The 26,123-nt window shown below is 64.4% G+C and carries 22 protein-coding genes; 14 read left to right on the top strand and 8 right to left on the bottom strand.

The features are described 5' to 3' along the window. Position 1: 1 nt before the first annotated feature. The 3 genes from MSP7336_RS11980 to MSP7336_RS11970 all read right to left on the bottom strand — a co-directional run bounded on the left by MSP7336_RS11980 (position 2) and on the right by MSP7336_RS11970 (position 4,096). Positions 2 to 2,032 carry an erythromycin esterase family protein gene (locus MSP7336_RS11980; protein WP_181786710.1) on the bottom strand — a complete coding sequence of 677 codons (2,031 nt, stop codon included), beginning with the start codon at positions 2,030 to 2,032 and terminating at the stop codon, positions 2 to 4. A 114-nt stretch (positions 2,033 to 2,146) separates the two neighbouring features. Further along, a complete protein-coding gene (locus MSP7336_RS11975) occupies positions 2,147 to 2,584 on the bottom strand; it encodes an Hsp20/alpha crystallin family protein (protein ID WP_069395522.1) in 438 nt (145 codons plus the stop codon). 135 nt (positions 2,585 to 2,719) lie between these two features. Further along, entirely contained in the window at positions 2,720 to 4,096 is a 1,377-nt protein-coding gene (locus MSP7336_RS11970) for a wax ester/triacylglycerol synthase domain-containing protein (RefSeq protein ID WP_113963772.1), read from the bottom strand. 164 nt (positions 4,097 to 4,260) lie between these two features. Here MSP7336_RS11970 and MSP7336_RS11965 point away from each other — a divergent pair, with 164 nt between their 5' ends. From MSP7336_RS11965 to MSP7336_RS11955, 3 genes are all read left to right on the top strand, one after another. Then, positions 4,261 to 4,941, top strand: a complete 681-nt coding sequence (locus tag MSP7336_RS11965; protein WP_069395524.1) for a hypothetical protein — start codon at positions 4,261 to 4,263, stop codon at positions 4,939 to 4,941. A 202-nt stretch (positions 4,942 to 5,143) separates the two neighbouring features. Next, positions 5,144 to 6,028: a universal stress protein gene (locus tag MSP7336_RS11960; protein ID WP_069395525.1), complete on the top strand. Its 885-nt coding sequence runs from the start codon at positions 5,144 to 5,146 to the stop codon at positions 6,026 to 6,028. Positions 6,029 to 6,131: 103 nt separating this feature from the next. After that, positions 6,132 to 7,274, top strand: coding sequence for a site-2 protease family protein (locus tag MSP7336_RS11955; protein WP_069395526.1), 1,143 nt, complete (start codon positions 6,132 to 6,134; stop codon positions 7,272 to 7,274). A gap of 4 nt (positions 7,275 to 7,278) precedes the next feature. On the opposite strand, the gene MSP7336_RS23560 is transcribed toward MSP7336_RS11955, so the two are convergent. Together MSP7336_RS23560 and MSP7336_RS11945 are read right to left on the bottom strand one after the other, a co-directional pair. After that, positions 7,279 to 7,653 carry a hypothetical protein gene (locus MSP7336_RS23560; protein ID WP_139819652.1) on the bottom strand — a complete coding sequence of 125 codons (375 nt, stop codon included), beginning with the start codon at positions 7,651 to 7,653 and terminating at the stop codon, positions 7,279 to 7,281. A gap of 238 nt (positions 7,654 to 7,891) precedes the next feature. Next, complete coding sequence (locus tag MSP7336_RS11945) at positions 7,892 to 8,785, bottom strand: universal stress protein (RefSeq protein WP_069395528.1); 894 nt, start codon at positions 8,783 to 8,785, stop codon at positions 7,892 to 7,894. A gap of 204 nt (positions 8,786 to 8,989) precedes the next feature. Between MSP7336_RS11945 and MSP7336_RS11940 the strand changes: the two genes are divergently transcribed. Both MSP7336_RS11940 and ppsA read left to right on the top strand, forming a co-directional pair. Continuing rightward, positions 8,990 to 10,465, top strand: coding sequence for a bifunctional aminoglycoside phosphotransferase/ATP-binding protein (locus tag MSP7336_RS11940; RefSeq protein WP_069395529.1), 1,476 nt, complete (start codon positions 8,990 to 8,992; stop codon positions 10,463 to 10,465). Between the two features lie 201 nt (positions 10,466 to 10,666). Then, on the top strand, positions 10,667 to 12,952 hold the full coding sequence (gene ppsA, locus MSP7336_RS11935) for a phosphoenolpyruvate synthase (protein ID WP_113963771.1): 2,286 nt from the start codon (positions 10,667 to 10,669) through the stop codon (positions 12,950 to 12,952). A 12-nt stretch (positions 12,953 to 12,964) separates the two neighbouring features. On the opposite strand, the gene MSP7336_RS11930 is transcribed toward ppsA, so the two are convergent. Continuing rightward, the gene (locus MSP7336_RS11930) at positions 12,965 to 14,530 is read right to left on the bottom strand and encodes a GAF domain-containing sensor histidine kinase (RefSeq protein WP_232320992.1); all 1,566 of its coding nucleotides are present in this window, start codon (positions 14,528 to 14,530) and stop codon (positions 12,965 to 12,967) included. Between the two features lie 185 nt (positions 14,531 to 14,715). Here MSP7336_RS11930 and MSP7336_RS11925 point away from each other — a divergent pair, with 185 nt between their 5' ends. Genes MSP7336_RS11925 through MSP7336_RS11905 form a run of 5 tightly spaced genes read left to right on the top strand, consistent with a single transcriptional unit; the run spans position 14,716 to position 19,190 of the window. Next, positions 14,716 to 15,843, top strand: coding sequence for a 4Fe-4S dicluster domain-containing protein (locus MSP7336_RS11925; protein ID WP_069395589.1), 1,128 nt, complete (start codon positions 14,716 to 14,718; stop codon positions 15,841 to 15,843). Beyond that, positions 15,836 to 16,684, top strand: coding sequence for an FAD/NAD(P)-binding protein (locus tag MSP7336_RS11920; RefSeq protein WP_069395532.1), 849 nt, complete (start codon positions 15,836 to 15,838; stop codon positions 16,682 to 16,684). Before MSP7336_RS11925 ends, MSP7336_RS11920 begins: the two co-directional genes overlap by 8 nt. Next, positions 16,685 to 17,443, top strand: coding sequence for an NADH-quinone oxidoreductase subunit B family protein (locus MSP7336_RS11915; RefSeq protein ID WP_069395533.1), 759 nt, complete (start codon positions 16,685 to 16,687; stop codon positions 17,441 to 17,443). It abuts the gene before it with no gap. Beyond that, complete coding sequence (locus MSP7336_RS11910; RefSeq protein ID WP_113963770.1) at positions 17,440 to 18,726, top strand: Ni/Fe hydrogenase subunit alpha; 1,287 nt, start codon at positions 17,440 to 17,442, stop codon at positions 18,724 to 18,726. Before MSP7336_RS11915 ends, MSP7336_RS11910 begins: the two co-directional genes overlap by 4 nt. Then, entirely contained in the window at positions 18,723 to 19,190 is a 468-nt protein-coding gene (locus tag MSP7336_RS11905) for a hydrogenase maturation protease (protein WP_069395535.1), read from the top strand. The genes MSP7336_RS11910 and MSP7336_RS11905 overlap by 4 nt, the downstream gene beginning before the upstream one ends. A gap of 13 nt (positions 19,191 to 19,203) precedes the next feature. Here the strand turns inward: MSP7336_RS11905 and MSP7336_RS11900 are convergent, their stop codons facing one another. Both MSP7336_RS11900 and MSP7336_RS11895 read right to left on the bottom strand, forming a co-directional pair. Then, positions 19,204 to 19,659 carry a pyridoxamine 5'-phosphate oxidase family protein gene (locus MSP7336_RS11900; protein WP_069395536.1) on the bottom strand — a complete coding sequence of 152 codons (456 nt, stop codon included), beginning with the start codon at positions 19,657 to 19,659 and terminating at the stop codon, positions 19,204 to 19,206. Then, the gene (locus tag MSP7336_RS11895) at positions 19,653 to 21,092 is read right to left on the bottom strand and encodes a WS/DGAT/MGAT family O-acyltransferase (protein WP_069395537.1); all 1,440 of its coding nucleotides are present in this window, start codon (positions 21,090 to 21,092) and stop codon (positions 19,653 to 19,655) included. The genes MSP7336_RS11900 and MSP7336_RS11895 overlap by 7 nt, the downstream gene beginning before the upstream one ends. 171 nt (positions 21,093 to 21,263) lie before the next feature. On the opposite strand from MSP7336_RS11895, the gene MSP7336_RS11890 reads away from it, so the two are divergent. From MSP7336_RS11890 to MSP7336_RS11875, 4 genes are all read left to right on the top strand, one after another. Next, positions 21,264 to 23,597, top strand: a complete 2,334-nt coding sequence (locus tag MSP7336_RS11890; protein WP_069395538.1) for a nitric-oxide reductase large subunit — start codon at positions 21,264 to 21,266, stop codon at positions 23,595 to 23,597. 2 nt (positions 23,598 to 23,599) lie between these two features. Further along, on the top strand, positions 23,600 to 24,226 hold the full coding sequence (locus MSP7336_RS11885) for a hypothetical protein (RefSeq protein ID WP_069395539.1): 627 nt from the start codon (positions 23,600 to 23,602) through the stop codon (positions 24,224 to 24,226). Continuing rightward, on the top strand, positions 24,223 to 25,020 hold the full coding sequence (locus MSP7336_RS11880) for a slipin family protein (RefSeq protein ID WP_069395540.1): 798 nt from the start codon (positions 24,223 to 24,225) through the stop codon (positions 25,018 to 25,020). The genes MSP7336_RS11885 and MSP7336_RS11880 overlap by 4 nt, the downstream gene beginning before the upstream one ends. Before the next feature lie 103 nt (positions 25,021 to 25,123). Continuing rightward, positions 25,124 to 26,113: an Acg family FMN-binding oxidoreductase gene (locus MSP7336_RS11875; protein ID WP_069395541.1), complete on the top strand. Its 990-nt coding sequence runs from the start codon at positions 25,124 to 25,126 to the stop codon at positions 26,111 to 26,113. Positions 26,114 to 26,123 lie beyond the last annotated feature (10 nt).

Below are 26,123 nucleotides of genomic sequence, written 5' to 3'. Positions count from 1 at the left end.
CTCAGAGGCCAGTCGGGTAGGTCTCGGGGGTCTCGCCGGCTTTCCATTGGCTGGTCACTTCGAGCGGCTCGAGTGCGTGCGTGTGCTCAATGTGGATCATCGCGTCGAACTGATCCGACGGCCGAACATGGTAGTAGTGGCTGTGCCTTTCCGTCGCCGGCTGGTAAATCACGCCGATCGCACGACCCAACCTGACCGTCTGCAACACAGCCGCCGCATCCCCATAGGGCCCCACAAGGAAAGCGGGGCGGCCTGTTTCGTGGAATAGCTCCTCCACGCTGCCCGGTAGCGCCGGTCGGACGATTTTGCGTTCGGCCACGCCGCCCCACTCGCTGGCTGCGGTGACAGTACCGGTGAAGGTGCTGAAGCCGATCAGCCGACAATCGTCGCCGTAATGTTCGCGGGCCAACTGGCCGAGCGTAATCTGACCGTCGGCGAACACCTCGGTCGCCCGCGCGTCGCCGACGTGTGAATTGTGTGCCCACACCACAATTCGCGCCGACGGGCTGTCGTGGTGCCGGTCGAGGTGTGCCAGCAGCGCTTGCAATGTCTGCGCCATGTGCTGGTCACGCAAGTTCCAGGACGTGACGCGGCCGCTGAACATCGCGCGGTAATAACGCTCGGCGTTGCGTACCACCTGGGCGTTCTGCTCCGCGTAGAAAAACTCGTCCTCGGCGAGCAATCCGTCACGGCGCGCATACTCAAGGGCCTTGCGCTGAATGTCGACGAGCTGCTCGATGGCTTGCCGTTCACACGACAGGCCGGCGCCGAACGCGGCCGCGAATCCGTACGCCTGACCGTCGTCGGCTGACGTGTGATCGAAACACGCGTATCGGGCCCGCGCACGAGCTGCGGCCACCGGGTCGATCTTGTCCAGGTAGGAAATCACCTCGTGCATCGACCGATGCAAGCTGTAGAGATCCAAACCGTAGAACCCGGTTTGGCGGCGACCGTCCGCTTTGCATTCCCGATTGGCGGCGCGGAGCCACTCGACGAAGTCGCGGACCACGACGTTGCGCCACATCCACGACGGGAAGCGCTCGAATCCCCGTAAGGCCTCCTCGGCAGTGGTGTCCGTGCCCAGCCCACGTACGTAGCGGTTGACCCGATAGGCGTCGGGCCAGTCCGCCTCAGCGGCTACCGCGCAGAACCCCTTCTCCTCGATCAACCATTTCGTGATCTCGGCCCGCGCCTGGTAGAACTCCTGGGTGCCGTGCGAGCTTTCGCCGATCAACACGACTCGAGCGTCACCGATCAACTCGGACAGCACTTCTCGTGGCGGCACACCCGCAGGGGCGTCGACAGCGACGCGTCGGATGACGTCCGCCGGTGTCTCTGCCGGTGCGGCAGTTGGCTTCGTGGTGGGCGTAGCCAGCAACGCGCGGACCTCGTCATCGGTGACCTGTCGGAAGTCCCAAAACGACGCGCCTACCGCCAGAAACGGGGTTGGCATCGACGCGCAGACCATGTCCTCGACAAGTCCGGCGAACTCGCGGCAGGTGGACTCGGGCGCCGCGGGCACCGCAATCACGATTTCAGCGGGCTCAGCCTCCCGCAATGCCTGCACCGCGGCGAACATGCTGGCACCAGTGGCCAGCCCGTCGTCGACCAGAATCACGGTCTTGCCGGCCACGTCAATCGGTTTGCGGCCGTCGCGATAAGCCGCTTCCCGTCTGATCAGTTCGCGTGCCTCGCGTTCGGCGATGTCGCGCAACTGCTGCGGGGTGATACGCAGCCCCCGCACCACATCGTCATTGATGACTACCCGGCCGCCGCTGGCAAGTGCACCCGCCGCGAACTCTTCGTGCCCGGGAACGCCGAGCTTGCGTACAACGAAAGCGTCCAGCGGCGCGTGCAGCGCCGCGGCGACCTCCCACGCGACCGGCACGCCGCCTCTGGCGAGGCCCAGGACTACGACATCGGGCCGATCGCGATAGGCCTGTAACAGGCCGGCCAGGACTTGTCCGGCTTCACGCCGATCGCGGAACATTCGCTCTGGTGTTGTGTTGCCAACACGGATTGCCTTAGTCATAACTGGGCTCACAAAATTGCTGTGTTAGTGGATAATCGGACTGACCGCCCAGCCAGCCGGGACACGATGTGGACCCGCAGCCGAGCGATGCCCGGCCGCGAGCCCGCTCACGGTTCATTGTCCGTTCGCGACCGTAATCGGCACATGCTTTTCAGGCGGCTTCGATTCGGAGATCCCTACCGAAACGACAAGGATGCCTTTGTCATACGTCGCCTTGACATCGTCCTCGTCGGCCCCCGCCGGCAGCGACACCGTGCGGACGAAGGAACCGTAGTTGAACTCTGAGCGCCCGTCGAAATCCTTCTTCTCGCTGCGCTCGGCTTTGATGGTCAACTGCCCGTCATGCACGGTGACGTCGATATTCTCGGCGGGGTCGACCCCGGGGATCTCGGCGCGTACCTCGTAGCGGCCATCCTTCATCTCATCCTCGAGCCGCATCAGTCGGGTATCGAAGACAGGACGAAGCCCGGCGAACGACGGGAAAGCCGTAAAGAGCTCCGAAATCTCCGGAAATAGCGGGCGCGGCTGATGCTGAACCTGAACTGCGGTCATGGTCTCCCTCCTGTCGACCGGTGTGACTTGTTGACGCAGCAATTCGAACGCCGTCGACCATCGGCGAAATAGGGGCCTAAGTCCTGGCCAACCGGGTCCTTGGTCGGCAATAGCGGCCAGATGGTGCGAAGAGCCTTAAGTGGCAGCAGGTTCCACCAGTGCCAGCACCTCGTCGAACCCGGCGACCAGTGCCTCGTGGAACACGTCGTAGTCGGGTATCGCGGCGCTGTCGACGTTGATGCCCAGCGCGCAGGTGTCAACGTAGGTGAGCAGCGTGACGTTGACGGCGGCGCCGATCGTCGGACCAAATGCGTATTGAATCCCCACCGGGGCACCGCCCAGGTAGACCCGTACCGGCAAGCCGGGCACGTCACTGGCGACGAAGTCGACGTTGCGCAGGATCGAGCCGATGTACCACCGGGGCATCAGGTTCAGGACGCCGGCGATCGCCTGGGTGTACGACAGCGACCGTTCGCGGCGGACGGCGTTGGCGCGTTCGTGGATCTCCTTGATCCGTCGGGCCGGGTCAGCGATGCCGACGGGCACGTCGAACCGCATCAGCGTGATCCGGTTTCCACCGATCGGATCGGTGTCTGTGCGCAGACTGATCGGCATAGTGAGGTGTAGGTCACCGACATCGACACCATGCTTTTCGTGGTATCGGCGCAACCCGCCGGCGACCCCGGCGACGAAGGCGTCGTTCAGCGCTCCCCCACCACGGTGTGCGGCCTCCCGCAGCGCTGGCATCGGCACCTGATGTACACCGAGGCGACGGATCATGCTGCGTTGGGTCATCAGCGTCGACCCGGTCCGGTTGAGCGGCCGAACGGTTCGGTAGATGGACGCTGCGGTGGACGTCGCCCACCCGAGGGTGGCCAGTGGCTGCCGTATGCCGCGGTAGATCAGGGCGGGAGCCGACTTAACCGTACCGGTCACGGCCTTGCTGACCAGGCCGGCGTTGTAACGCCACGCGTCGAGGTATCTGTCCAACGGCGATGACCCAGGTGCGTTGGGCCCAGCCGGCAGAACCTCACGCAGGTGGCCGGTTTCGGAAAGCGTGAACAGGCTCATCCCGATCTGGACTCCGCCGACGCCGTCGGTCAGGGCATGGTGGAACTTCAGTAATACGGCCGCGCGGCCATCGGGGAGGCCTTCGATCAACGTTGTCTCCCATAGCGCCCTGGCCCGGTCGAAGTCTTGCATGTGCGCCACTCGAGCCATCTCCAGCACCGCGTCCAACGTCCCGGGTGGGGGTACCGGCACCCGGCGCATGTGGTAGTCGATGTCGAAGTTCGGGTCCTCTTCCCACCGCGGTGGCGCCGGCGGAAGCGAGGCCACCACACGTTGCCGCAACATCGGAAGTTTCCGGCTCACATGGCCGAACAGTTCGCGCACGGTGTCCCAATCAGGGGACCGTTCCAGCAGCACCACTGTGACCACCGTCGACCGAAGCCGTGGATCGCTTTCCATCGCCCATGTGAACGCGTCGCTGTGGCGCATGAATTCAGGCATCGTTCACCTCACTGATATAACCGTACGGCTGGATACGACTCAGGTCAGCGGCCTGCGACGAAGAGGTGACTAAAGCCCCTAGAGGTCGGGACTTTCTGGTTTCACGCCGCAGCTCAGGACTTCTGGCCCTAGCACGCCTGCGGCACGGGTCGCAGCCTTGTGCCATGAGGCACAACGCAGTTCGGTTGGCCCTTTTGGGTTTAGGCCTGTATGCGGCGCGTCGCTACTACCGTAATTGGGGAACCACCAAGGACGAGTGCACGATGGCATTGCCCGGCGACGAGCTGGTCAAGGCTCCGGCGGTGCAAACAACCGAGGCGGTATCGATTGATGCGTCCGCCGACGAGGTGTGGCCCTGGTTGGTGCAGATCGGCCAGGATCGCGGTGGGCTTTACAGTTTCGAGACGCTGGAGAACCTGTTCGGACTGCGGTTCCGCAACGCCGGCCGTATCCACCCGGAGTGGCAGCACCTTGCCGTCGGCGATGTCGTGCGGCTGGCGCCGAAGGGCTGGATGGGTCTGCGCGACGGCGTGGCGCTGCGGGTGGTGGACGTGGTTCCCAACGAGCGGATCGTCTTGCGGGCGGCGCCGCCTGAGCTTCCCTGGGATGCGGTGTGGTCGTTGCACATCATGCCGCACTGGGAGGACCGTTGCCGGCTGGTCGTTCGCCGTCGACTTGGGATGCGGCACCCGGGCGAGGTGCTGGCAGCCGAACTCGCCGAACCGATCGGCGCCCTGCTGACTCGGGGCATGCTGCTCGGAATCAAGCGCCGCGTCGAGGCCAACCGGCGGCACTCAACGGCGAACCTGGACGGTAGTCGGTATGCCAGCAATTCCGACCGGTGAAAGCCAGTGAAGTCCCTGCCTTTCGGACCCGGACAAATGGACTTTGGACCCTACTGCCGTGCATGGTGCAAGCCCAGACTAATTTGTGGATCTGCTCGAAGGGCAGGTAATGAGGGGATGTAAATCCCTGCTTGACCCACCGTCCGAAGACGGGGATCCGCCTTCGAGCAGATCCTCTTATGCCGCTGGCAGGAGTGCAGGAATGGTTGGCCGCGTTGCGCGTCACGGGATCGTGGTGGGCGTCGACGGATCAGCACCATCGCGGATGGCGGTACAGTGGGCGGCTCGTGACGCGGTCATGCGTAAGCTTCCCCTTTTCCTCGTTCATGTGATCTACGCAGCGGTTCCAGTCCCTGCTGAACCCAGTCACGCGCAGAAGGCAGTCGGGCAGAAACTTATCGACGAGGCCAGAAACGTCATTGAAGGCCTGGCCGGCGAGGCTGGCCCTCAGATCGAGAGTGAAGTGTCGTTGGGACAACCCGTTTCGACGCTTGTCGAGCTCTCCAAACAGGCTCAGATGGTGGTAGTGGGGTGTCAGGGACAGAGCTTGCTGGACAGGATCCTGTTGGGCTCGGTGAGCAGCGGGGTGGTCCAGCGGGCGTATTGTCCTGTCGCGGTGGTTCACAACGAGTCTTTATCTGTGCTCGAAGAGGCTCGGCTGCCGGTCCTGCTCGGCATCGACGGATCGCCGGCATCGGAGTTTGCGACCGAAATCGCCTTCGAGGAAGCCTGTTACAGGGGCGTGGAACTAATTGCGTTGCATGCCTGGTGCGACGCGGGCGAATTCGCGATCGGCAGCACGGAGTGGTCGGCTCACCAAGCAGGCGCAGCGGCAACGCTTGCCGAGCGCCTGGCAGGCTGGCAGGAGCGCTATCCGGACGTGATCGTGCGACGCAGGATCGTGTCAAGTCATCCCGCGCGCCATCTTCTGGACGCTGCCGAGTCAGCCCAACTTGTTGTCGTGGGTAATCGGGGGCGGGGCGGGTTCGCGTTGTTGGGATCGGTGAGCACGGCGGTCGTGCAAGCGGCTCGGGTGCCGGTGATCGTGGCACGTCCAAGCTCACAGCCTGGATCGGAGGACCAATGACCCTACGTTCGGGTCAGTCATCTCGTTAAATTCTGACCTGAACGCATCCGCATGCCAGTTCGTCGCTCAGGCGCTTACCCGTCGGGGCTTTGGAGGTAACGACGTGGGCGGCTTCCCGATAGGACGCATTGCCGGATTTCCAGTAAGAATCAACTGGAGTGTGCTGGTTATTCTTTGGTTGTTCACCTGGAGCTTGGCCTCGACCCTGCCGGACAGCGCGCCAGGACACTCCGGAAGTGCCTACTGGATAGCCGGCGCCTGCGGTGCCGTCGTACTGCTCACATCGCTGCTGGCCCATGAGCTCGCACATGCGATAGTTGCCCGTCGTGCCGGCGTCAAAGTGCTCGACGTGACCTTGTGGCTTTTTGGGGGCGTCACCCGTCTGGGCGGGCAAGCTGACACACCGCGGAAAGCATTTTGGATCGCGGTATCCGGTCCGGTGACGAGCCTGGCGCTGTCGGCGGGATTTGCCGTGTTCGCGGCAGGGCTGAATATCGTTGGCGCCGTGCATGTCCTGACCGCCGTCGCCTGGTGGCTCTCCGGCGTCAACCTGGTGCTAGGGCTGTTCAACATGTTGCCGGGGGCGCCACTGGATGGTGGGCAGATCTTGCGCGCATGGCTTTGGCGCCGTCACGGTGACCCCGTTCGCGCCGCCGTCGGAGCAGCTCGGGGCGGGCGCATTGTTGCTTTCGTTCTGATCGGGCTGGGACTCGCGGAGTTCTTCGCCGGCGCTGTCGTCGCCGGTGTGTGGTTGGCCTTCATCGGGTGGTTCATCTTCGCGGCGGTCCGCGCGGACGAAGCCCGGGTTCTGGTGCGGGACGCTCTCAGTGGAGTTCGCGTGGCCGACGCGATGAGCCCACATCCGCACACTGCGCCCGCCGAGATCACGGTGCAAGAATTCATCGAGCGATACCTGCTCGGGGATCGACACTCTGCATATCCCGTTGCCACTCGTGACGGCTCGATCTCAGGACTGATCACGCTGGCGCAACTGCGTGAGGTGCCACCAAGCCGGCGCGCGAGCGCCCTGGTTGGCGAGACCGCCATCCCGCTGGATCGCGTACCAATCGCAGCTCCCGAGGAGCCCGTCACCGCCCTGTTGGAGCGGCTGACCCCCGGTTGGGGCGAACGCGCTCTCGTCATGGACGCCTCAGGGCTCGTGGGCATTGTCACCGCCCGCGACCTGACCCGGTTGATCAATGTGCATCAGCTCGTGACGCCCAGCCCGTACGCCGGAAGCCGTTGAGAGATCACACGTTGGTCAAGGCTTCGCTGATGATTTTGCGCGCTGCAATCATGTGCATGTTGGCCTGCGCCATCGATGAGAAGAACTCGCCGTCGTAGTCGACCGCCGAGCCGGCGACGACAGCGAGGCACATATGTGCTGCGGAGTGATAGTCCTCGATAGCGGCATTCAGCTCGGCGGTCAATTCGGCGTTGGGAGTTGGCAGATGGGCACGCAGCTTCACTTCGGCGGTGTCGTGCACTTGCTGGCAGGCCGCCCCCAGTGCGCCTGGCCGGAAGCGAGTAAACGCTGCATGTACATCCTCTGACGCGTTCTGCACCGCGATGAAGTCGTCTTGGGACTCCGACCACCAGCGTTGCAGAGCAACCGTATTTGACACGGTTGTGTCCGAGGGAGGCGCAGGTCGCGTCAGCTTGGTCGCGGCAACACCGGCTGCACCGCCGACAACCAGCGAACCAACGATCAGTCCCGCGACGGCGAGCCTTTTCGTCCGAGACCGTCTGGGTGGCGGCATCGGAGCCGGCGGAATCGGGTCGCCATCTGTCCCGTACCACTGCCTATCCGGATTTGGGGATGAGGCGGGATACATGCCCATCGCCTTCTTTCAGTCTCCTAGGTCACGATGCTGGTTGCCGACTGCGCAGCACTACGACCGGAACCTGCGCCGCCTGAGCGACCGCCGAGCTGACCGAGCCAAGCAGCATGCCGCCAAAGCCGCCGCGGCCGTGGCTACCAAGAACGACCATCTGGGCCTTCCGTGACTCTTTGATCAGCCAGCGGGCCGGCGTGTCACAGACGAGCCGCCGTTCGACCCGCACGTCCGGATATTGCTCCTGCCATCCGGCGAGCCGCTCACCGAGAACCTCCTCCCCCTCGTCCCGATAAGTGCGCCAATCCATCTCGAGGATCGGGAAGACACCCACATCGCTCCATGCGTGCAACGCGATAAGCGGCACACCCCTCAGTGCCGCTTCCTCGAATGCGAATGCGGTGGCCTCCTCGGAGGCAGGCGACCCGTCGATGCCCAGCAGAATCGGCGCGTCGGAGTCAGGCGACGGTGCGTTGCGGTGAACAATCACCACCGGACAATCCGCATGGTGCAGAACCCCGCTGCTCACCGACCCCAACAGGATCCGGCTGAGCGCTCCCCTGCCCCGGCTCCCCACGACGATCATCCGTGCGTCCTTTGAGGCGTCGACCAGGGCGTGCACAACATTGGAATATCGAATCTCGGTCGCGACGTCGCAGGGCTGCGATCCTTCTCTGGCAGCAGTAAACTCGTTGCGCGCCAGCGCGATAACTTCACGCGCGTTGTCCTCTTGCCATTTCGCAATGGTCGCCTGCTCCACTGCGATCGGCCAACTGACAACCACCGGTTGGACAACATGCATCAGTGTGACCGCTTCGTGGCGCAGGCATGATTCCCGCGCCGCCCACGATATGGCGGCACGTGACTCATCGGACCCATCCACTGCGACCAGCAATCCGTATTTCTTCGGCTCTTCAACCACCGTGCGCTCCTTTGAATGCGGTGAGGGTTTTGGACGAAGTCATCGCGGCGGCGGATCTTTTCGTCACGGCCCTTGATTGACCGTTCCCGATCCGCGCAGCCGGCTGCCAGGGTCCTTGGTCCCATCTGGGCACGCCGAATTGCCCGCTTGCCGGGGCCCTCGGACCGCGTTTGGCGCACCACGCTCGCCCGGCACAATGGGGTCATGGGCCAAACTCCCTCGGAGCCCTACGCCGCGGTGCATGAGACGCACACCGGCCTGGTGGTGCTGGTCGGCGAGCTGGCCTACAAGGGCAAAAAGCCGATACGCACCGACTTTCTGGATTTCAGTACGCCGGAGCGGCGCGAACAAGCATGTCAGCGCGAATTCGAACTGAACCGACGGTTAGCCGCCACGAGCTATCTCGGGGTGGCCCACCTGGAGATGCCGTGGAACCGCAGCAGCGAGCCGGTGCTGGTCATGCGACGCCATCCCGACTCGTGCCGGTTGGCGAGCATGGTGCGCCGCGGCCAACCGGTCACCGACGCGCTGACCGCGATCGCCGAACTACTGGCGCATTTCCACGAAACCGCCCAGCGTGGCCGACGGATCGAGTCCCAAGGCGAGGTCGATGCTGTCAGGGGTCGCTGGAAGGCGAACATCACGGAGTTGCGACCGTTCGCGAGCACAGTTGTCGACGGGCAGCGTCTCGACGCCGTCGACCGGCTCACGCAGCGATTCCTCGCCGGACGCGCACCGCTTTTCGCCGAACGGATTTCGGAGAAGCGGATCGTCGACGGACACGGCGACCTGCTCGCCGACGATATCTTCTGTCTACCTGACGGCCCGGAACTGTTGGACTGCCTCGAGTTCGACGATGACCTTCGGTACGTCGACGTCATCGATGACGCGGGTTTTCTGGCCATGGATTTGGAGTTCCTCGGCCGTGACGACCTGGCCCGGTTCTTCTTGGATGAATACCGTCGAATCGCGGCGGATCCGGCCCCGCGGTCGCTGCAGGATTTCTACATCGCCTATCGAGCGGTAGTCCGGGCCAAGGTCGATTGCGTGCGGTTCACCCAGGGCCACCGGGATGCCGCCGCCGATGCGTCACGCCACCTCGACATTGCGCTCGAGCACCTACAAGCCGGCGCAGTGCGGCTGGTCTTGGTCGGCGGTGGGCCCGGGACGGGCAAGAGCACACTGTCGCGGGGGCTGGCGCGCCGGGTCGGGGCGGAAGTGATTTCCACCGACGCCGTGCGCCGAACCCTGCAAGACTCGGGTGCTCTGCAGGGGGAGGTCGGCGTACTGAACGCGGGCCTGTACACCGAGGGCAATGTGGCCGCCGTCTACGCAGAGGTGCTGCGCCAGGCCGACCGTCTGCTCAGGCGCGGCCATTCGGTGATCCTCGACGGCACCTGGCGCGATCCACGCCGCCGCGATCAGGCGCGGCAGCTCGCAGTCCAAACAGACTCGGCCACACTGGAATTACGATGCGAGACGACGGTAGACACCTCGGTCGAACGAGTGGCCACCAGGCCGGCGGGCCCGTCCGACGCTACTCCCGAGATTGCCTCCGCCCTGGCTGCAGAGGCCTCGCAATGGCCGGAGGCCCACCGCATTGACACCAGCCGGCGTCCCGAGGACGCCGTCCACGCTGCCGAACAGTTGTGGCAGCTTGTCAGCCAGCCCAGCCCCTAGCGACTCCGCGTTGAAATTGCGCGCAGGGTCGTGATTTTGATCAACCAACGACCCTGAGCGCAATCTCAACGTCGACGAGGCAAAACCGGTAGGAGATGAGGGACTTTCGTCACACCCACTGGTGCCAACTGGACGCTGTGTGGGACTTCGCGCGTCATTAACGTCGCCCCTGGCACTGATTAATCAGCTTCGGGAGCAGCCATGGGATCTCACACCTACGTCCGTGACATCGCTTCGCTGCGCATCGGCGATGCCGACGACGCAGGTGGCAAAGGCGCCAACCTGGGCGAGCTGATAGCAGCCGGGCTGCCAGTGCCCGGCGGGTTCGTGTTGATGCGCGCGGCCTATCTCGATTCGATGGTGGCCGGCGGTGTCGACGCAGATCTTGCCTCCCTGCACCGCGAGGCGTTGACGCAGGTGGGCGACGCTGCCCGACTCGACGAGCTCTGCCAGCGGATGCGAGCTCTGGTCGCCAAGGCCGGTTTGGACGAAGTCGTCCGGGAACAGACAGTGGATGCGTATCGGCGCCTCGGCACCGACATGGTGGTGGCGGTGCGGTCGTCGGCCACCGGAGAGGATGGGCGCGACGCCTCCTTCGCCGGCATGAACAAGACCATCACGAATGTGGCCGGTGCCGATGCTCTCATCGATGCGGTTCAGCGCTGCTGGGCGTCGTTGTTCACCCCGCGTGTGGTGACCTACCGGGCCAGCCGTGGATTCACCGCCGACCCGGCCATGGCCGTGGTGGTCCAGCAGATGATCGCACCCGAGCAGGCCGGCGTCGCCTTCACCAAGGACCCCAGTACCGGCGAAGACCATGTCGTCATCGAGGCCGCGTTCGGTCAGGGCGAGGTGGTGGTTTCGGGCAAGGTGCAGCCGGACACCTATGTGGTCGACAAGCAGACTCTGGAGGTCATCGATTCCCGGGTGGGCTGCCAAACCTTCAAGATCGTGGCCGACGCGCAGGGTGCCGACACTGTCGTGGACCTCGATCCGGCACAGGCGAATTCCCGCGTGCTCGACGACAAGTCATTGCGCACCATCACCGAATTGGCTATCGCCGCCGAGCGGCACAACGGGTGCCCGCAGGACGTCGAATGGGCGATCTCGCAGGGCACCGTCTGGCTGGTGCAGGCCAGGCCGATCACGGTCCTGGGCGGTGCCCCGTCGGATGATCAGGGTCAGGGCGATGTCCTGGTGACCGGTCTTCCCGCTGCACCCGGATCGGCGTCGGGAAAGGTGCGGGTGCTGACCAGCCCGGAAGAGGGCACCCGGCTGATCGACGGCGAGATCCTGGTGGCGCCGATGACCAACCCCGATTGGTTACCTACCATCCGCCGGGCTGCCGCGCTGGTCACCGAAACCGGCGGAATGACTTGTCATGCCGCGATCGTGGCGCGCGAGTTGGGTGTGCCCTGCGTGGTCGGCGCCCGCCGGGCGACCACCGATCTGCAGGACGGAACGCTGGTCACCGTTGACGGCGCCAAGGGACAGGTCACCGCCGGGCGGGCAGCGACGCCGCAAGTCTCAGTCGTCGAGCGGGCTCCGTCCGGTGCTGCTGCCGCACCGATTACTGCAACAAAGATCTACGTCAACCTGGCGATGCCCGACACCGCCGAGACCGTCGCCGCCCAAGACGTGGACGGAGTAGGGCTGTTACGCGCGGAATTCATGCTCACCCAGGCACTTTCCGGCCGGCACCCGCGCGATCTCATCGCCCGCGGTGAGCAGCCCGAACTGGTGGACGCGCTCGCGCAGTCCGTGGGCCGCATCGCCGCCGCATTCAACCCCCGGCCGGTCGTGTATCGCACAACGGATTTCCGCACCAACGAGTTCCGCGGCCTGACCGGCGGCGAGCAGTATGAGCCGGTCGAGCATAACCCCATGATCGGGTATCGCGGCTGCTTCCGCTACGTCAAAGAACCGGATCTGTTCGCGCTGGAGCTCGATGCGCTCGCCCGAGTCCGTGAGCAAAACCCCAACCTGCACATGATGATTCCGTTCGTGCGGACCCGCTGGGAGCTCGAAGAGTGCCTGCATTTGGTCGATGCCAGCCCGCTGGGCCGACAACGCGGCCTGCACCGCTGGATCATGGCCGAAGTGCCCTCGGTGATGCACTGGCTGCCCACCTATATCGGGATGGGCATCGACGGGGTGTCGATCGGCAGCAACGATCTGACCCAGCTGATGTTGGGTGTCGACCGCGACTCCGACGTGTGCGCCGAGCTGTTCGACGAATCAGATCCTGCGGTGCTGGATGCGATCGGTCAGATCATCGGCACCGCACGGAAATTCGGTATCTCCTCGTCCCTGTGCGGTCAGGCACCATCGACCAACCCGATGTTTGCCGAGCACCTGGTCCGGTTGGGTATCACCTCGGTGTCGGTCAATCCGGATGCCGCAACCGCCGCACGACGCATCGTGGCCGCGGCAGAACAACGCCTGCTGCTGGAGGCCGCACGTACCGGCGACAGCACCTCCCGATAGGCCCGCGGCCCATCACAACAGCGGAGCCGCCCAGTACACGCGGGTGCCGCCGCCGGGCGCAGCACTAACGGAGCATTCGCCGCCGACTTGTGCCGCTCGGCGCTCCATGTTGGCCAAGCCGCTGCGGCGTTGATTGCCCTTCGGGATGCCGCGACCGTCGTCGATGACTTCGATGGCCAACCGGTGATCGACCACGATTCGCACCGTCAACCGAGTCGCCTCGGCATGGCGAACGGCGTTGCTGACGGCTTCGATGACGACAGCCTCAGCATGATCGGCCAAGTCGCCGGTAACGGCCGTCAGCGCTCCGGACATGTCCAAAACCGTTGCGATGCCCCGGTCTTCGGTGAGCTCGGCGACGGCGTCCTGGATTCGCAGCCGCAGATCCGGGCCGGAATCCGCGGGGGTTTGCAGTTTGAAGATTGTCGTCCGGATGTCCTCGATGGTGGCCTGCAGGTCGTTGAGGGTGCCGTTAAGCCGGTCAACGACCTCGGGAGAGCGAGCGCGCGCGATGGTGCCCTGTAAATCCAGGCCGGCAGCAAAAAGTTTCTGGATCACGTGATCGTGCAAGTCTTGGGCGATCCGCTCGCGGTCGGCCAGGATCTCCACTTCCCGAGCGTGTTCGCGGGCTTCGGCCAGCGCCAACGCGATGGCAGCGTGTCTGGCGAAATCGCTGACTAGTTCGAGGTAGTCGTCGTCGAACGGCAGCTGCTTGACATTGCGCGCCACGGCGATCACTCCCAGCGTCGCGTTGTTCGCGTGCAGCGGCATCACAATTGCCGAGCGCTCGCCGACATCGGTGAAACCCTCGATCGGGTATTGGAATGAGTTCGTGATCAGCGGCGAACCGCAGCGGATGGCGCCGCCCATGGTGGAGCCCTGCACTGGCACGTGGCGGCCGATTACCTCGGCGGAGTACTGGCCGGCCGTCGCGGCAACGACCAGCATCTCGATCTCGTCGGCCGGCACATCCGGCTCGGTCGGCACTAGCAGAATTGCCTGCTCGGCATCCGCTAACTCCATCGCCCTGCGGGCGATGAGGTCCAGCGATTGTGTCTGCCGGTCCGGGGACAGCACCGCGGTCATGATCTCGCGGCTGGCCGCTGTCCACCTTGCCGACGCCCGCTCCCGCTGAAATAGCCGCGCGTGGTCGATGGCGACTGCCGCTGCCGACGCCAAAGCCCGCGCGGCAACTTCATCGGCGTCGGAGAACACCCGGTCGGGCCGGTCGTCACCCAAGTAAAGATTGCCGAATACGGCTCCGCGCACGCTGATCGAAAGGCCGAGAAACGCCCGGATCGGCGGAGTGTGTTCGCTGATCCCGTGTTGGTGCAGATACGCCGTCAGGTCGTCGACGCGAAGGGCTTCTTCGACCGGCAGATCGCCAAGCCGCCTGGCGGTCTCGGCATCGATGCCCTCCTGGATGAACGACACCAGGCTGCCGGACGATCCGTAAACCCCCAACGCCCCGTAGCGCGCGCCGGCCAGTTCCATCGCCGCCTTGACGATCCGCTGCAACGTCACGTCGAGGTCCAGATCTGAACCGAGGTCGACGATTATCCGCAGGAGCCGTTCCATGCGGTCGCGGGACGCCGACAGCTCGTCGAGCTGCTCGTGTATTCGACGCACCAAACCGCGCGCTCCCAGCCGGGAAAACGCGGATTCTTCCGCGTTATTCTCCACAAGGCGAAAATAATCCGCTTTGCCGAATGGTGGGGAGCAAAGCCCTGATTTTGGCTACGGCTGCGAGCACCATGGATCACATGGACAGCGCGGTTATCGACAACGCCGGGCTGCGCCAGCTAGTGGCCACACTGATCGACCTCGGCTACCGGGTGGTCGGGCCGACGGTGTCCGAGGACGCGATCGTGCTGGCGGAGCTGACCTCGGCCGAGGACCTGCCGCGCGGGTGGGGGGTGGATGTCGCCCCTGGACGGTATCGGCTCCGCCACCGTGACGACGATGCGCTTTTCGGCCATTCGGCCGGTCCTCAGAGCTGGAAGCAGTTCCTGCATCCGCCCAGGCAGCGGGTGTGGTCGTCGGACGGGACGCCGCCTGAGCAGCCGCCGCCGTACGCGTTCATCGGAGTGCGGGCCTGCGACTTGTCGGCAATCGGGATCCTCAACGGCGTGCTCGGCGCCGGCTCCTATCCGGACCAGGGATTCGTGGGCCGATTGCGACGCACTTTCGTGGTGGCCGTCAACTGCACCGAGCCGGGCGGGTTGTGTTTCTGCGCGTCGATGGGAACCGGGCCCGAAGTCGGCCCGGGTTACGACCTGGCGCTCACCGAGCGTGTGGACGTCGATGGCTGCCACTACCTGGTCGACGTGGGCAGCGACGACGGGTCGCGGGTCCTGGCCGCGATCCCCCATCGTGATGCCGATCAGAACGAAATCGAATCGGCGCGCAAAGAGGTCAGCCGGGCAGCCGATCGCATGGGCCGAGAAATGCCCGAAGGGGACCTGCGGGAGCTGCTGGTCCAGTCCCGCGAGTCACCGCGTTGGGAAGACGTCGCCAGCCGGTGTCTGACCTGCGGAAACTGCACTATGGTGTGCCCCACTTGCTTTTGCACCAGCACCGAGGAGGTCACCGACCTAACCGGCGAGCATGCCGAACGCTGGATGCACTGGGCATCGTGCTTCGAATTCGACTTCACCTACACCCATCCGGAGAGCGTGCGGAAATCGGGCGAGTCACGCTACCGGCACTGGATCACACACAAGCTCGGGACCTGGCACGACCAGTTCGGCAGCACCGGGTGTGTGGGATGCGGACGGTGCATCTCCTGGTGTCCCACCGGGATTGATATCACCGAGGAGATGAACGCATTGGCTTCACTGGCCGACGGTCCCTGGCAGCCGAGACCGGCTACCAAACGCGACGATGACTGACGTCGCGGCATGGCCGTCGCCGGCGTCGGCGATGACGCCGGTGCCGCATCGCGTGCGCAGCAGGGTGGTCGAGAATTTTGAATCGGCAACCATCTGGCTGGAACCGGTGGGCCACCGGTTGGCATCGCCACGGCCCGGCCAATTCACGATGCTGTACGCCTTCGGCGTCGGTGAGATCCCGATGTCGGTCAGCGGTGTCAACGGGGACGGGGCCATCGGTCATACCATCCGATTGGTTGGAGCGGTCAGCCGTGCCCTGCACGATGTCGAGCCCGGCACGGTCGTCGGCGTTCGCGGCCCGTTCGGCACCGACTGGGACCTGGGCTCGTGCACCGGGCGAGATTTGGTCATCGTCGCCGGCGGCTGTGGGCTGGCTCCGCTGCGCCCGGTGATCCTTGCGACGCTGGCCGATCGGACGAGTTTCGGACGGGTCATGCTGGTGGCCGGGGCGCGAACGCCGCGACATTTGCTGTTTTACGACGAGGCCGCCGGTTGGGCGCAAGCTCCGGATCTGGAAGCGGTATTGACCGTCGACAGCGCGGGGCCGGACTGGCGGTGGCGGGTCGGCTTGGTCACCGAGCCGCTGCGTCGACTCACCCTCGAGCCCGCTCGTACCACGGCGCTGATCTGCGGACCGGAGTCGATGATGCGGTTCAGCGCCCAGGCGCTGCTCGCGAAAGGCATGGCCGCCGCCGATATTCGTGTCTCACTGGAACGAAACATGCAGTGCGGTATCGGCTGGTGCGGGCATTGCCAGCTGGGCCCGCTGCTGTTATGCCGCGACGGGCCGGTGGTGGGTTACGACGTCGCCGAACCACTGCTGCGGGTCAAGGAGCTGTAGATGAGTCCACCGACGTTGGCCGTCTGGAAGTTCGCCTCCTGCGACGGCTGCCAGCTGACCTTCCTGGACTGCGAGGACGAACTTCTCACCATCGCCGAACAGGTGCAGATCAGCACCTTCCTGGAAGCCTCTAGTGCCGTGGTCGGCGGACCGTACGACGTGTCGCTGGTCGAGGGATCGATCACTACCCCGGCCGACGAGCAACGCATTCGCCAGATCCGCGAACAGTCCACCGTGTTGGTCACGATCGGGGCGTGCGCCACGGCCGGCGGGGTGCAGGCGCTGCGCAACTTCGCCGATGTCGACGAATTCGTGTCTGTCGTCTATGCCCGCCCCGAGTACATCGCCACGCTGGCCACCTCCACACCGGCGTCGGCGCATGTGACCGTCGACTATCAACTTCAGGGCTGCCCGATCGACCGCGGGCAGCTCCTGGACACCCTCGCGGCGCTGCTGATCGGGCGCAAACCGCGGCTGCCGGCCAAAACGGTGTGCACCGAGTGCAAAATGCGCGGGGTCACCTGTGTTCTGGTCGCCGACGGCACCCCGTGCCTGGGACCGGTCACCCACGCCGGGTGCGGGGCGCTTTGTCCGTCGTATCGCCGCGGCTGCTACGGCTGCTTCGGTCCTGCCGCCACACCCAATTCGAAAGCACTGATCCCGCTGCTGCGCCGGGACGGAATGTCGGGAGATGACGTCGAGCGGGTCTTCTCGACATTCAATGTCGCCAACTTCACCGCAAAGCGAAACGACCGGTGAGCGAACGCAACCTCAGCGTGGGCGCCCTGACGCGCGTCGAGGGGGAGGGCGCGCTGCGGGTACGGCTGACCGACGGCACCGTCGAAAGCGCTGAGCTGAACATCTATGAACCGCCGCGGTTTTTCGAAGCTTTTCTGCGCGGCAGGTCGTACACCGAGCCACCTGACCTCACCGCGCGTGTCTGTGGCATCTGCCCGGTTGCTTACCAAATCAGCGCATGCAACGCGATCGAAGACGCGTGCGGAGTGACAGTGGACCCCGAACTGGTCGCGCTGCGGCGCCTGCTGTACTGCGGTGAGTGGATCCATAGCCATGTCCTGCACATCTACCTGCTGCATGCACCGGACTTTCTCGGCCACCCGGATGTAGTGAGCCTCGCCAAAGAACACCGCGAATTCGTCGAACGGGGACTGGCGCTGAAGAAGGCCGGTAACCGTCTGATGGAGCAGCTGGGCGGGCGGGCCATCCACCCGATCAACGTGCGGTTGGGTGGCTTTTATTCGGTGCCAACACGCGACGAGCTCAAGCCGTTGGCCAAGTTGTTGCGCCATGCCCTAGACGATGCGCTGTACACCGTAACCGAAGTCGCCCGATTCGACTTCCCGGAAACCGAATTCGACCACGAACTACTCGCACTAAGTGAGCCGGACCAGTATGCGATCGAGAACGGAATCATCACACGCGATTCCGGATTGCCCTTCGCCGCGGCTGAGTTCCTCGATCACGTGACCGAGGCACAGGTGCCACACTCCACTGCGCTGCACGCCACGCTGGACGGCAAGCGCTACCTGACCGGTCCGATGGCGCGGTATTCGCTGAATTCAGCTGCGCTGCCGCCGACCGCACAGCAAGCGGCCACCGAGGCCGGACTCGGTGCCACATGCCGGAATCCGTTCCGCAGCATCATCGTTCGTGCGGTCGAGGTGGTCTACGCCATCGAAGAGGCGCTACGGATCATCGCCGAATATCAACGACCGGCGCGGCCGTTCGTCGACGTTCCGGCCCGGGCCGCGATTGGGCACGGTGTCAGCGAGGCACCGCGGGGTTTGCTGTATCACCGGTATGAACTCGACGCAGACGGCTTGATCCGGACAGCCACGATCGTGCCTCCCACCTCGCAGAATCAGGCCGCCATCGAATATGAGATGGCGCAGCTGGTGGCCGCGAACCAGTCGCTGGACGACGCGACACTGACATCGTTGTGCGAGCGGGCAATTCGCAACTACGATCCGTGCATATCGTGCTCAGCGCATTTCCTGAACCTGACGGTGGAACGACGTTGACCGACGGCACCATCGTCATCGGCATCGGCAACCGGTTCCGCCGCGACGACGGCGTCGGCCCGGCTGTCTCCGACGAAATCGCAGCGCGTGCGGTGGCCGGGGTGCGGGTAGTGACCACGGCCGACGACCCGACCGCGCTGCTGGAGTCTTGGGGAAGCGCCGCGCGCGCCCTGGTGATAGACGCAGCGGTATGCGAAGATTCGATGCCCGGACGGATCAGGCGCTGGTCGGTGAGCGACCTTGAAGCGATGCCCGCGGTGAGTACACACGCCCTGGGGTTGGCACAGACCGCCGCATTGGGGCAGGCGTTGGGCCGGATGCCGGCCGAATTGGTGATATTCACGGTGGACACCGCCGACACTCGGGACGGGGTGGGCTTGACGCCGGCGGTCGCAGCCGCGGTTCCCAAGCTGGTAGAGGCCGTTATGGCCGAGTTGACCCAGGCGGCTGACTATCGAATGTGATCTGGACAGTTGGTCATGCCGTGGCCATGTCGCCAAGATGGTTCCCCGTGTCCGCACACCCGATTAACGGCCGCAGCCGGCGCCCGGTCACCCGCTCGGTTAGAACGCGCACGTAGTGGTCGTGCGGACCGGTAACCCAGGGCTGCAAAGTAATTCCCGACAACTTCGCCAAATCGTTCGCATCGGTGATGAGCTGCGCATGCCCCACCACCGTGACGCTCCAGCCGGCGCGCAGGTCTGGGTCGAGCTCATCTGCCTCGAAAGCCACCACAACGTTGTCAGTAGCAGCGGCCAATTTCTCTCCACCGGCAACGCGAATCACGATATCGCCGTGCCACAGCCGGAAGTTCACCGGCTGTACCGCGGGCAGCGCCTGTTCAGTGAAAACCAATCGACCTACGTGAACCGTCTGCAGTAGATCCAAGCATTGATCCCGCTCGAGGACTTCGAGCTCACGCTGCATCACCATCGGTTATCCCCTGAAGCCCTTGAAGTATTCGACCGCACGTTCTTCGGCACCGCCCACGAAGCGGTGCGCGGTGGCGCCTCGCTCAGCGCGGCAAGGCGCGCTACCGCCTGAGCGATCCCGCTCGCGAGCTCGTCGACGTCGGGCGCTGCGTCGTAGTCGGCGGTAATCCCGAAGACCAGCTCGTCGGCGTAGCTCAGGATCGCAATACCGGTTCGAAGTCCAAGTGCGATAGGCGGAATCGGCAGTAGCTGCCTCACCTCTCGCCCCGCGACATGCAATCGCCGTCGCGGCCCGGGAACATTGGTGGCCACGGTGACAACGCCTCGTTGCGGCAGCCGGGTCAAGACCCGAAGCGTCCATGCGGTGGCGGCAAACGGGACAAGTTTCGTGGCCAGCACAAGCGCGCTCCCTACTTGGCGTTGTCCGCTGGTCTTTGCCTTTGCCAGTCGGGCATGAACAGCCTGCAACTGCCGCAGCAGGTCGGAGTCCTCCACGGGAAGATAGGGCAGCATGAGCGATACGCGATTGTCCAGCGCGCTTTGGGATGCGTTGGAGCGCACTGACACCGGTACCAAGGTGGGCAACGACCGGCTGCGCGGGCGCTCGCCGCGGCGAAGCAACGCCGCCCGATAACTATTGGTAATCGCGGTTAGCGCAACATCATTGATCGTCACATCGAAGTTGCGGCACACATGGGCCACCTCGTCGAGCGGCACCCGTACCGCAGCGTAGCGACGCATATTCGTGACCGGGCCGGCCAGCCCAGATGGGTCTGCGGGCCGAGCCAACTTGGCCGCGATCTCAGCCGCCCCGCCGATCGCCCGCGCCACGGCACCCGACACAGACACAGACGCGTTCCACATCCCGCGGACCAAACTCAGCGGGTTGAGCGTCAACGTCGGTGCGTGGAAGCCATGCGAGGGCTCTTTGGCCGCGCGGATCTCGGACACGAACGTCTCAACGCCGCCCTCGTCGGAGAAGTGGGAGAGCAGGTGCATCGTGGCGATGCCATCGGCGATGCAATGGTGGAGCTTCATCAGGATCGCCCATTGGCCGTCGCTGAGGCCTTCGATCAACCAGCACTCCCATAGCGGGTGGTCCCGATCGATGCGGCGCTCCATCAGATCCGCCGCCAACCGGAACAGTGCGGCGGTGTCGCCGGGATGAGGGACGGCGGCCCGTCGGACATGATGGGTCAGATCGAAGCTCGGGTCGTCCACCCATACCGGTGCGCTGAGGTCAAGCGGCTGGACACGCAGTACCTGCTGGAGGCGCGGAACCTCGGTTAACCGGGGCCGCAAACGATCGACAAACGAGCCATGTTCAGGCATCGGACCTTCAACGACCGCCAGCGCGCCCACAGCGAGACTCACATGCGGATCCGAGTCCTCGGCTTTCAGGAAAGCCGCGTCAAAGCCCGGCAAGTACTCCATGCGTGTCAATGTCCTCCGCGTATAGGCGCTGCGTCAGGGCCAGAAGTCACAACTGGGAAGGTCGAGGGCCACCTGAATGTCGGCAGGTCTTGCAGTGCGAATCCGCTGTGCCGCCGAGCCGTGGCGAGTTAAATACCCAACAATTCCTCCACCGTCGAGAGGACGATCGGTATGACGACTGAACCGGCGCAATCACGGTCTCTCAGAGATGCAAACCCAGAGCCGCTGATCGGCAAGGGCTGGGTTCAGGGTGTGGCTCTGGTGCTGATCTTCGGCTTCCTGGTATTGGGCATCCTCGTCTTCCGCACGTATAGCGCGTCGATGCCACTGCCAAACAAAGTGATCACCGAGTCCGGCCAGGCCTTGTTCACCAAGGAGGATGTCACCCGCGGTCAGGAGCTCTATCAAGGGCGCGGACTAATGGAGTATGGGTCGGTGCTCGGTCATGGCGCTTACCTGGGACCGGACTACACGGCCGAATACCTGCGGATGGCCACTGACAACGTCGCCGAGCAGTTCCGTGCCCAAGGCGTGGCACATCCGCACGAGCGGGTGGCGAATGAGTTTCGCACCAACCGCTATAACGCCGAGACCAAGACCCTGGTGTTGACCGACCGGCAAGCGCGGGCGTTCCGCGACATCGAGCGGTATTACGCGAACTACTTCGGGGAGGACACCACCAAATACGGGCTGCGGCCCAAAATGATCACCGACAAGGCGGAGATCCACGACCTCACCGCGTTCTTCGCCTGGACCGCGTGGGCTTCGGCGGCGCAGCGGCCCGGTCACATCTACAGCTACACCAACAACTGGCCACCCGAGCAACGCGTCGACAACCACCCGACCGCGTCAGTGGTCGTGTGGTCGGCGTTGTCGCTCGTCGCACTTCTGGGCGGCATCGGGGTCATGTTCGCCATTTACGGTCGCTGGAGCCAGAAGGTCGGCTGGCACGGCGAGCAGGCCTCGACACTGTCGTTCCGCGAACCGGGCGAGGTGAGCCTGACACCGGCGCAGCGAGCCACGATCTGGTTCTTCGCGATCGTGTCGGTGCTGTTCTTGGCACAGACGATGGTGGGCGCGGCAGCCGAACACTACCGCGCTGACCTGTCGAGTTTCTTCGGGCTGGACCTGGCGCGGTTGCTGCCGTACAACTTGGCCCGCACCTGGCATGTGCAGTTGGCTTTGTTCTGGACGGCCGCGGCCTTCCTGGCCGGAGGCATTTTCCTGGTGCCATTCATCGCGCGCAAAGAGCCGCGGCGGCAAAGTTGGCTCGCCTACGGCTTGCTGGGCGCGGTCGCGTTGGTGGTGTTCGGCTCGCTGATCACCGAGGCACTATCGATTTACGGAGTTATCCCGCACGGCAGCCTGCTCTCCCAGCAGTGGGAATACCTTGACCTGCCGCGGTTGTGGCAGATTCTGCTGATCATCGGGATGTTCCTGTGGATCGCGATCATCTGGCGTGGCATGCGCGTCCGGTTACGAGGCGAATCGAAACTCAACATGCCATGGCTGTTTTTGTTCGCAGGCTTGGCCATTCCGGTGTTCTATGCCATCGGTCTGCTGGCCAGCAGCGGCACCCACTACACCGTGGCCGACTTCTGGCGGTTCTGGGTGGTGCATCTGTGGGTGGAGGACTTCCTCGAGCTGTTCACCACTGTCATGGTGGCCTACATCTTCGTGCTGCTCGGTGTGGTGCGTGAGCGGATCGCGCTCGGCGTGATCTACCTCGACATCATCTTGTATTCCGCCGGCGGCGTGATCGGCACGATGCACCACCTGTACTTCTCCGGCACCCCGGTCGAGCACATGGCGCTTGGTGCGTTCTTCTCGGCCGCCGAGGTCATTCCACTGACCTTCTTGACCGTCGAGGCATGGGCGTTCTTGCAGCTGGGCTCCCGCCAGCAATCCGGTGACGACAAGCCGTTCCCGCACCGCTGGGCAGTGATGTTCCTGGTCGCGGTTGGATTCTGGAACTTCTTGGGCGCGGGCATCTTTGGGTTCTTGATCAACCTCCCGATCGTGTCGTACTACCAGATCGGGACCGCGTTGACGGCCAACCACGGTCACGCCGCGCTGATGGGTGTCTACGGCATGCTCGCGGTCGGCCTGGCGATGTTCGCCTTCCGCTACGTAATTCCGGCCGACAAGTGGCCGGAGAAGTGGGCCCGGTTGTCCTTCTGGGGAATGAACCTCGGGCTGGCGTGGATGGTGTTCGCCACGCTGCTCCCATTGGGTGTGTTGCAGCTGTTCCACTCGGTCAACGACGGCTACTTCGAAGCACGGTCGCTTGGCTATATCACCAAGCCGGGCAACGCGTTGATCGAGTGGTTGCGAATGCCCGGTGACATCATCCTCATCGTCGGTGGCGTGTTGCCGTTCGTCTACATCGCCTGGACGGCGCTGCGATACTTCCGGTCCGGCTCGTCAGCCGAGGAGTTGCCGGAGCACCCGCTCTACACCGAGACCACCCCGGCTGGCGAGTCGCCGTCGCCGGCCAGGGAGTGAGCATGGCAACACCCGCCACCTCGGTGTGGTTGGTCGCCGGATACGCGGTGGTGTTGGCCGCGGTCGCCTGGGGTTTCGATGCGATGGCCCGGCGGGTCTCGCAGATGGCCGGCCGCTGGCGGACAGGTGGATTCGTCTACCGGTCCGACCACGATGCCTGGATATGCCCACAGGATCAGTGGCTGTGGCCGACCTCGTTCGATCCCGGGCACCGGGTTATGCGCTACCGCGCGCTGCCGGTGGTGTGCAACAGTTGCCCGGTGAAGTCGACGTGTACGACGTCGGATCACGGCCGGGAGGTCGTTCGGGAGATCGACCCCTGGCCCTACTCGGACGCCGGTCGCTTTCATCGTGGCATCGCCTGCTTTGTTGCCGGGCTGGGAATCGTCATGCCACTGGCGATGCTCGTCGAGCAGCACAGCGCCCTTGATGTGCTGATACTGGGCGGCACCGCTGTGCTGGTACTCGCGGCCAGTCTGCCCTTGGCACACCACTTGTGGAATACCCCGTCGAACTTCCCGGAGTATGTGCCGCACCGCACCGGCCTTCAGGAGCAGGCGGCTGCCGCGACAGACAGATATTCCACCCAGTGGGGAGGCGGCTGGACTCGGAAAAGGGACGTGCGATGAGCGCTGCGTTGATTGTGCTCGTAGTGGTTGCAGTCGCAGTAATCGCTGCTCTGGCCTTCGTTTCGCTGGTGGTGCTACGGGAATACGAACGCGGCGTGGTGTTTCGGCTGGGACATGTTCGCCCGCTTTACCGACCGGGACTGCGATTCTTGATTCCGCTGGTGGACAAGATGATTCGAGTGGACCAGCGGCTCGTGACTCTGACGATCCCGCCCCAGGAGGTAATCACCCGCGACAACGTGCCCGCCCGGGTCAACGCCGTCGTCATGTTTCAGGTCATAGACCCGATGAAGGCGATCCTGGAAGTGGAAAACTACGCGGTGGCGACCTCCCAGATCGCCCAGACCACCCTGCGGTCGCTGCTCGGCCGCGCCGACCTGGATACCCTGCTGGCCCACCGCGAAGATCTGAACAACGACCTGCGCGCGATCATCGAAAAGCAAACCCAGCCGTGGGGCGTCGAAGTGCGGGTCGTCGAAATCAAGGACGTCGAGATCCCTGAGTCCATGCAGCGGGCGATGGCCCGAGAGGCCGAGGCCGAGCGTGAGCGACGCGCCAAAGTCATCAACGCACGCGGCGAACTGCAGGCGTCGGAAGAGTTGCGCGCGGCCGCCGAGACGCTGTCCAAGAACCCCGCGTCACTGCAGTTGCGTTACCTTCAAACGCTGCTGGAGCTTGGCGCCGACCAGAATTCGACGGTGGTGTTCCCGCTGCCGGTCGACATCATCACCCCGTTCCTCAAACACCCAGAAGTGTTGGAAGACATCGCGAGCTCGCTGACCGAGCGGCGCTGACCACCCATTTCGGGTCCAATGGCCCGACGTTGAGGACCAATGGCCCTGCCGTCCGGCCGGGGGTCGTAGAAGCCTTGTTGGCAGGTAAAGATCGGAGGACAGGATGCCTGCCACCACGGTGGACACCGAAATCATCAAGGATGCGGTGCGCTCGGCGTGTCGAGCGCCTTCGCTGCACAACAGCCAACCGTGGCAGTGGGTGATCAATCGGGACGAGTTGCGGTTGTTTCTCGACCCGAGTCGGGTGATGCCGTCCGACCGATCAGCTCGTGAAGCGGTGATCAGCTGCGGCGCGGCACTGGATCACCTTCAAGTGGCGATGGCGGCCGCCGGCTGGCGAGCCATCATCGAGCGCTTCCCCAACCCCAACGATGCCAATCATCTGGCGTCAATCACCTTCGCCCCGATGGCCTTCGTGACCGACGGCCACCACCGTCGCGCCAACGCGATCTGGGTACGCCACAGTGACCGGCTACCGTTCGAACCGCCGGCGAACTGGGAATCGTTCGAGCCGGTGTTGCGCAACGCTATTGGCTCAATCGGCCGCTACGACGTGCACTTGGACGTCTTGGGTGATGACGCGCGCCCACGACTGGCGGAGGCCTCGCAGCTCGCCGAGTCGCTGCGGCTCTACAACTCCACCTACCACGCCGACCTAAGCCAGTGGACAGCACCTTTCGAAGCGTCGGAGGGCATTCCCTACAGCTCGTTGGTTTCGGCGGCCGAGGGTGACCGGGTCGGTGTCAATCGCGTGTTCCCCGCACCCGATCACAGCGAACGTCGCACCGAAATTCCAGACGACCACTCGATGATCGTGGTCCTGTCCACCGACACCGACACCCGTGCCGACGCGCTGGCAACAGGCGAAGTGCTTTCCACCGTCTTGCTGGAGGCCACGATGGCCGGCCTGGCCACCTGCCCCTTGACGCACCTCACCGAGCTGCACGTCACTCGCGAGATCGTCCAGACACTCCTGGAACACGACGCCGTGCCCCAAATCCTGATCCGCCTGGGCGAGGCCCCGGCCTCCGACGAGACGCCACCGCCCACGCCGCGGCGCCTTCTCGAAGATGTCCTCTACGTGGAGAGCTGAGGGGGTCTGT

The organism is Mycobacterium shimoidei (assembly GCF_900417275.1).
Lineage (GTDB): Bacteria > Actinomycetota > Actinomycetes > Mycobacteriales > Mycobacteriaceae > Mycobacterium > Mycobacterium shimoidei.
This window is presented reverse-complemented; position numbering and strand designations above follow the sequence as displayed.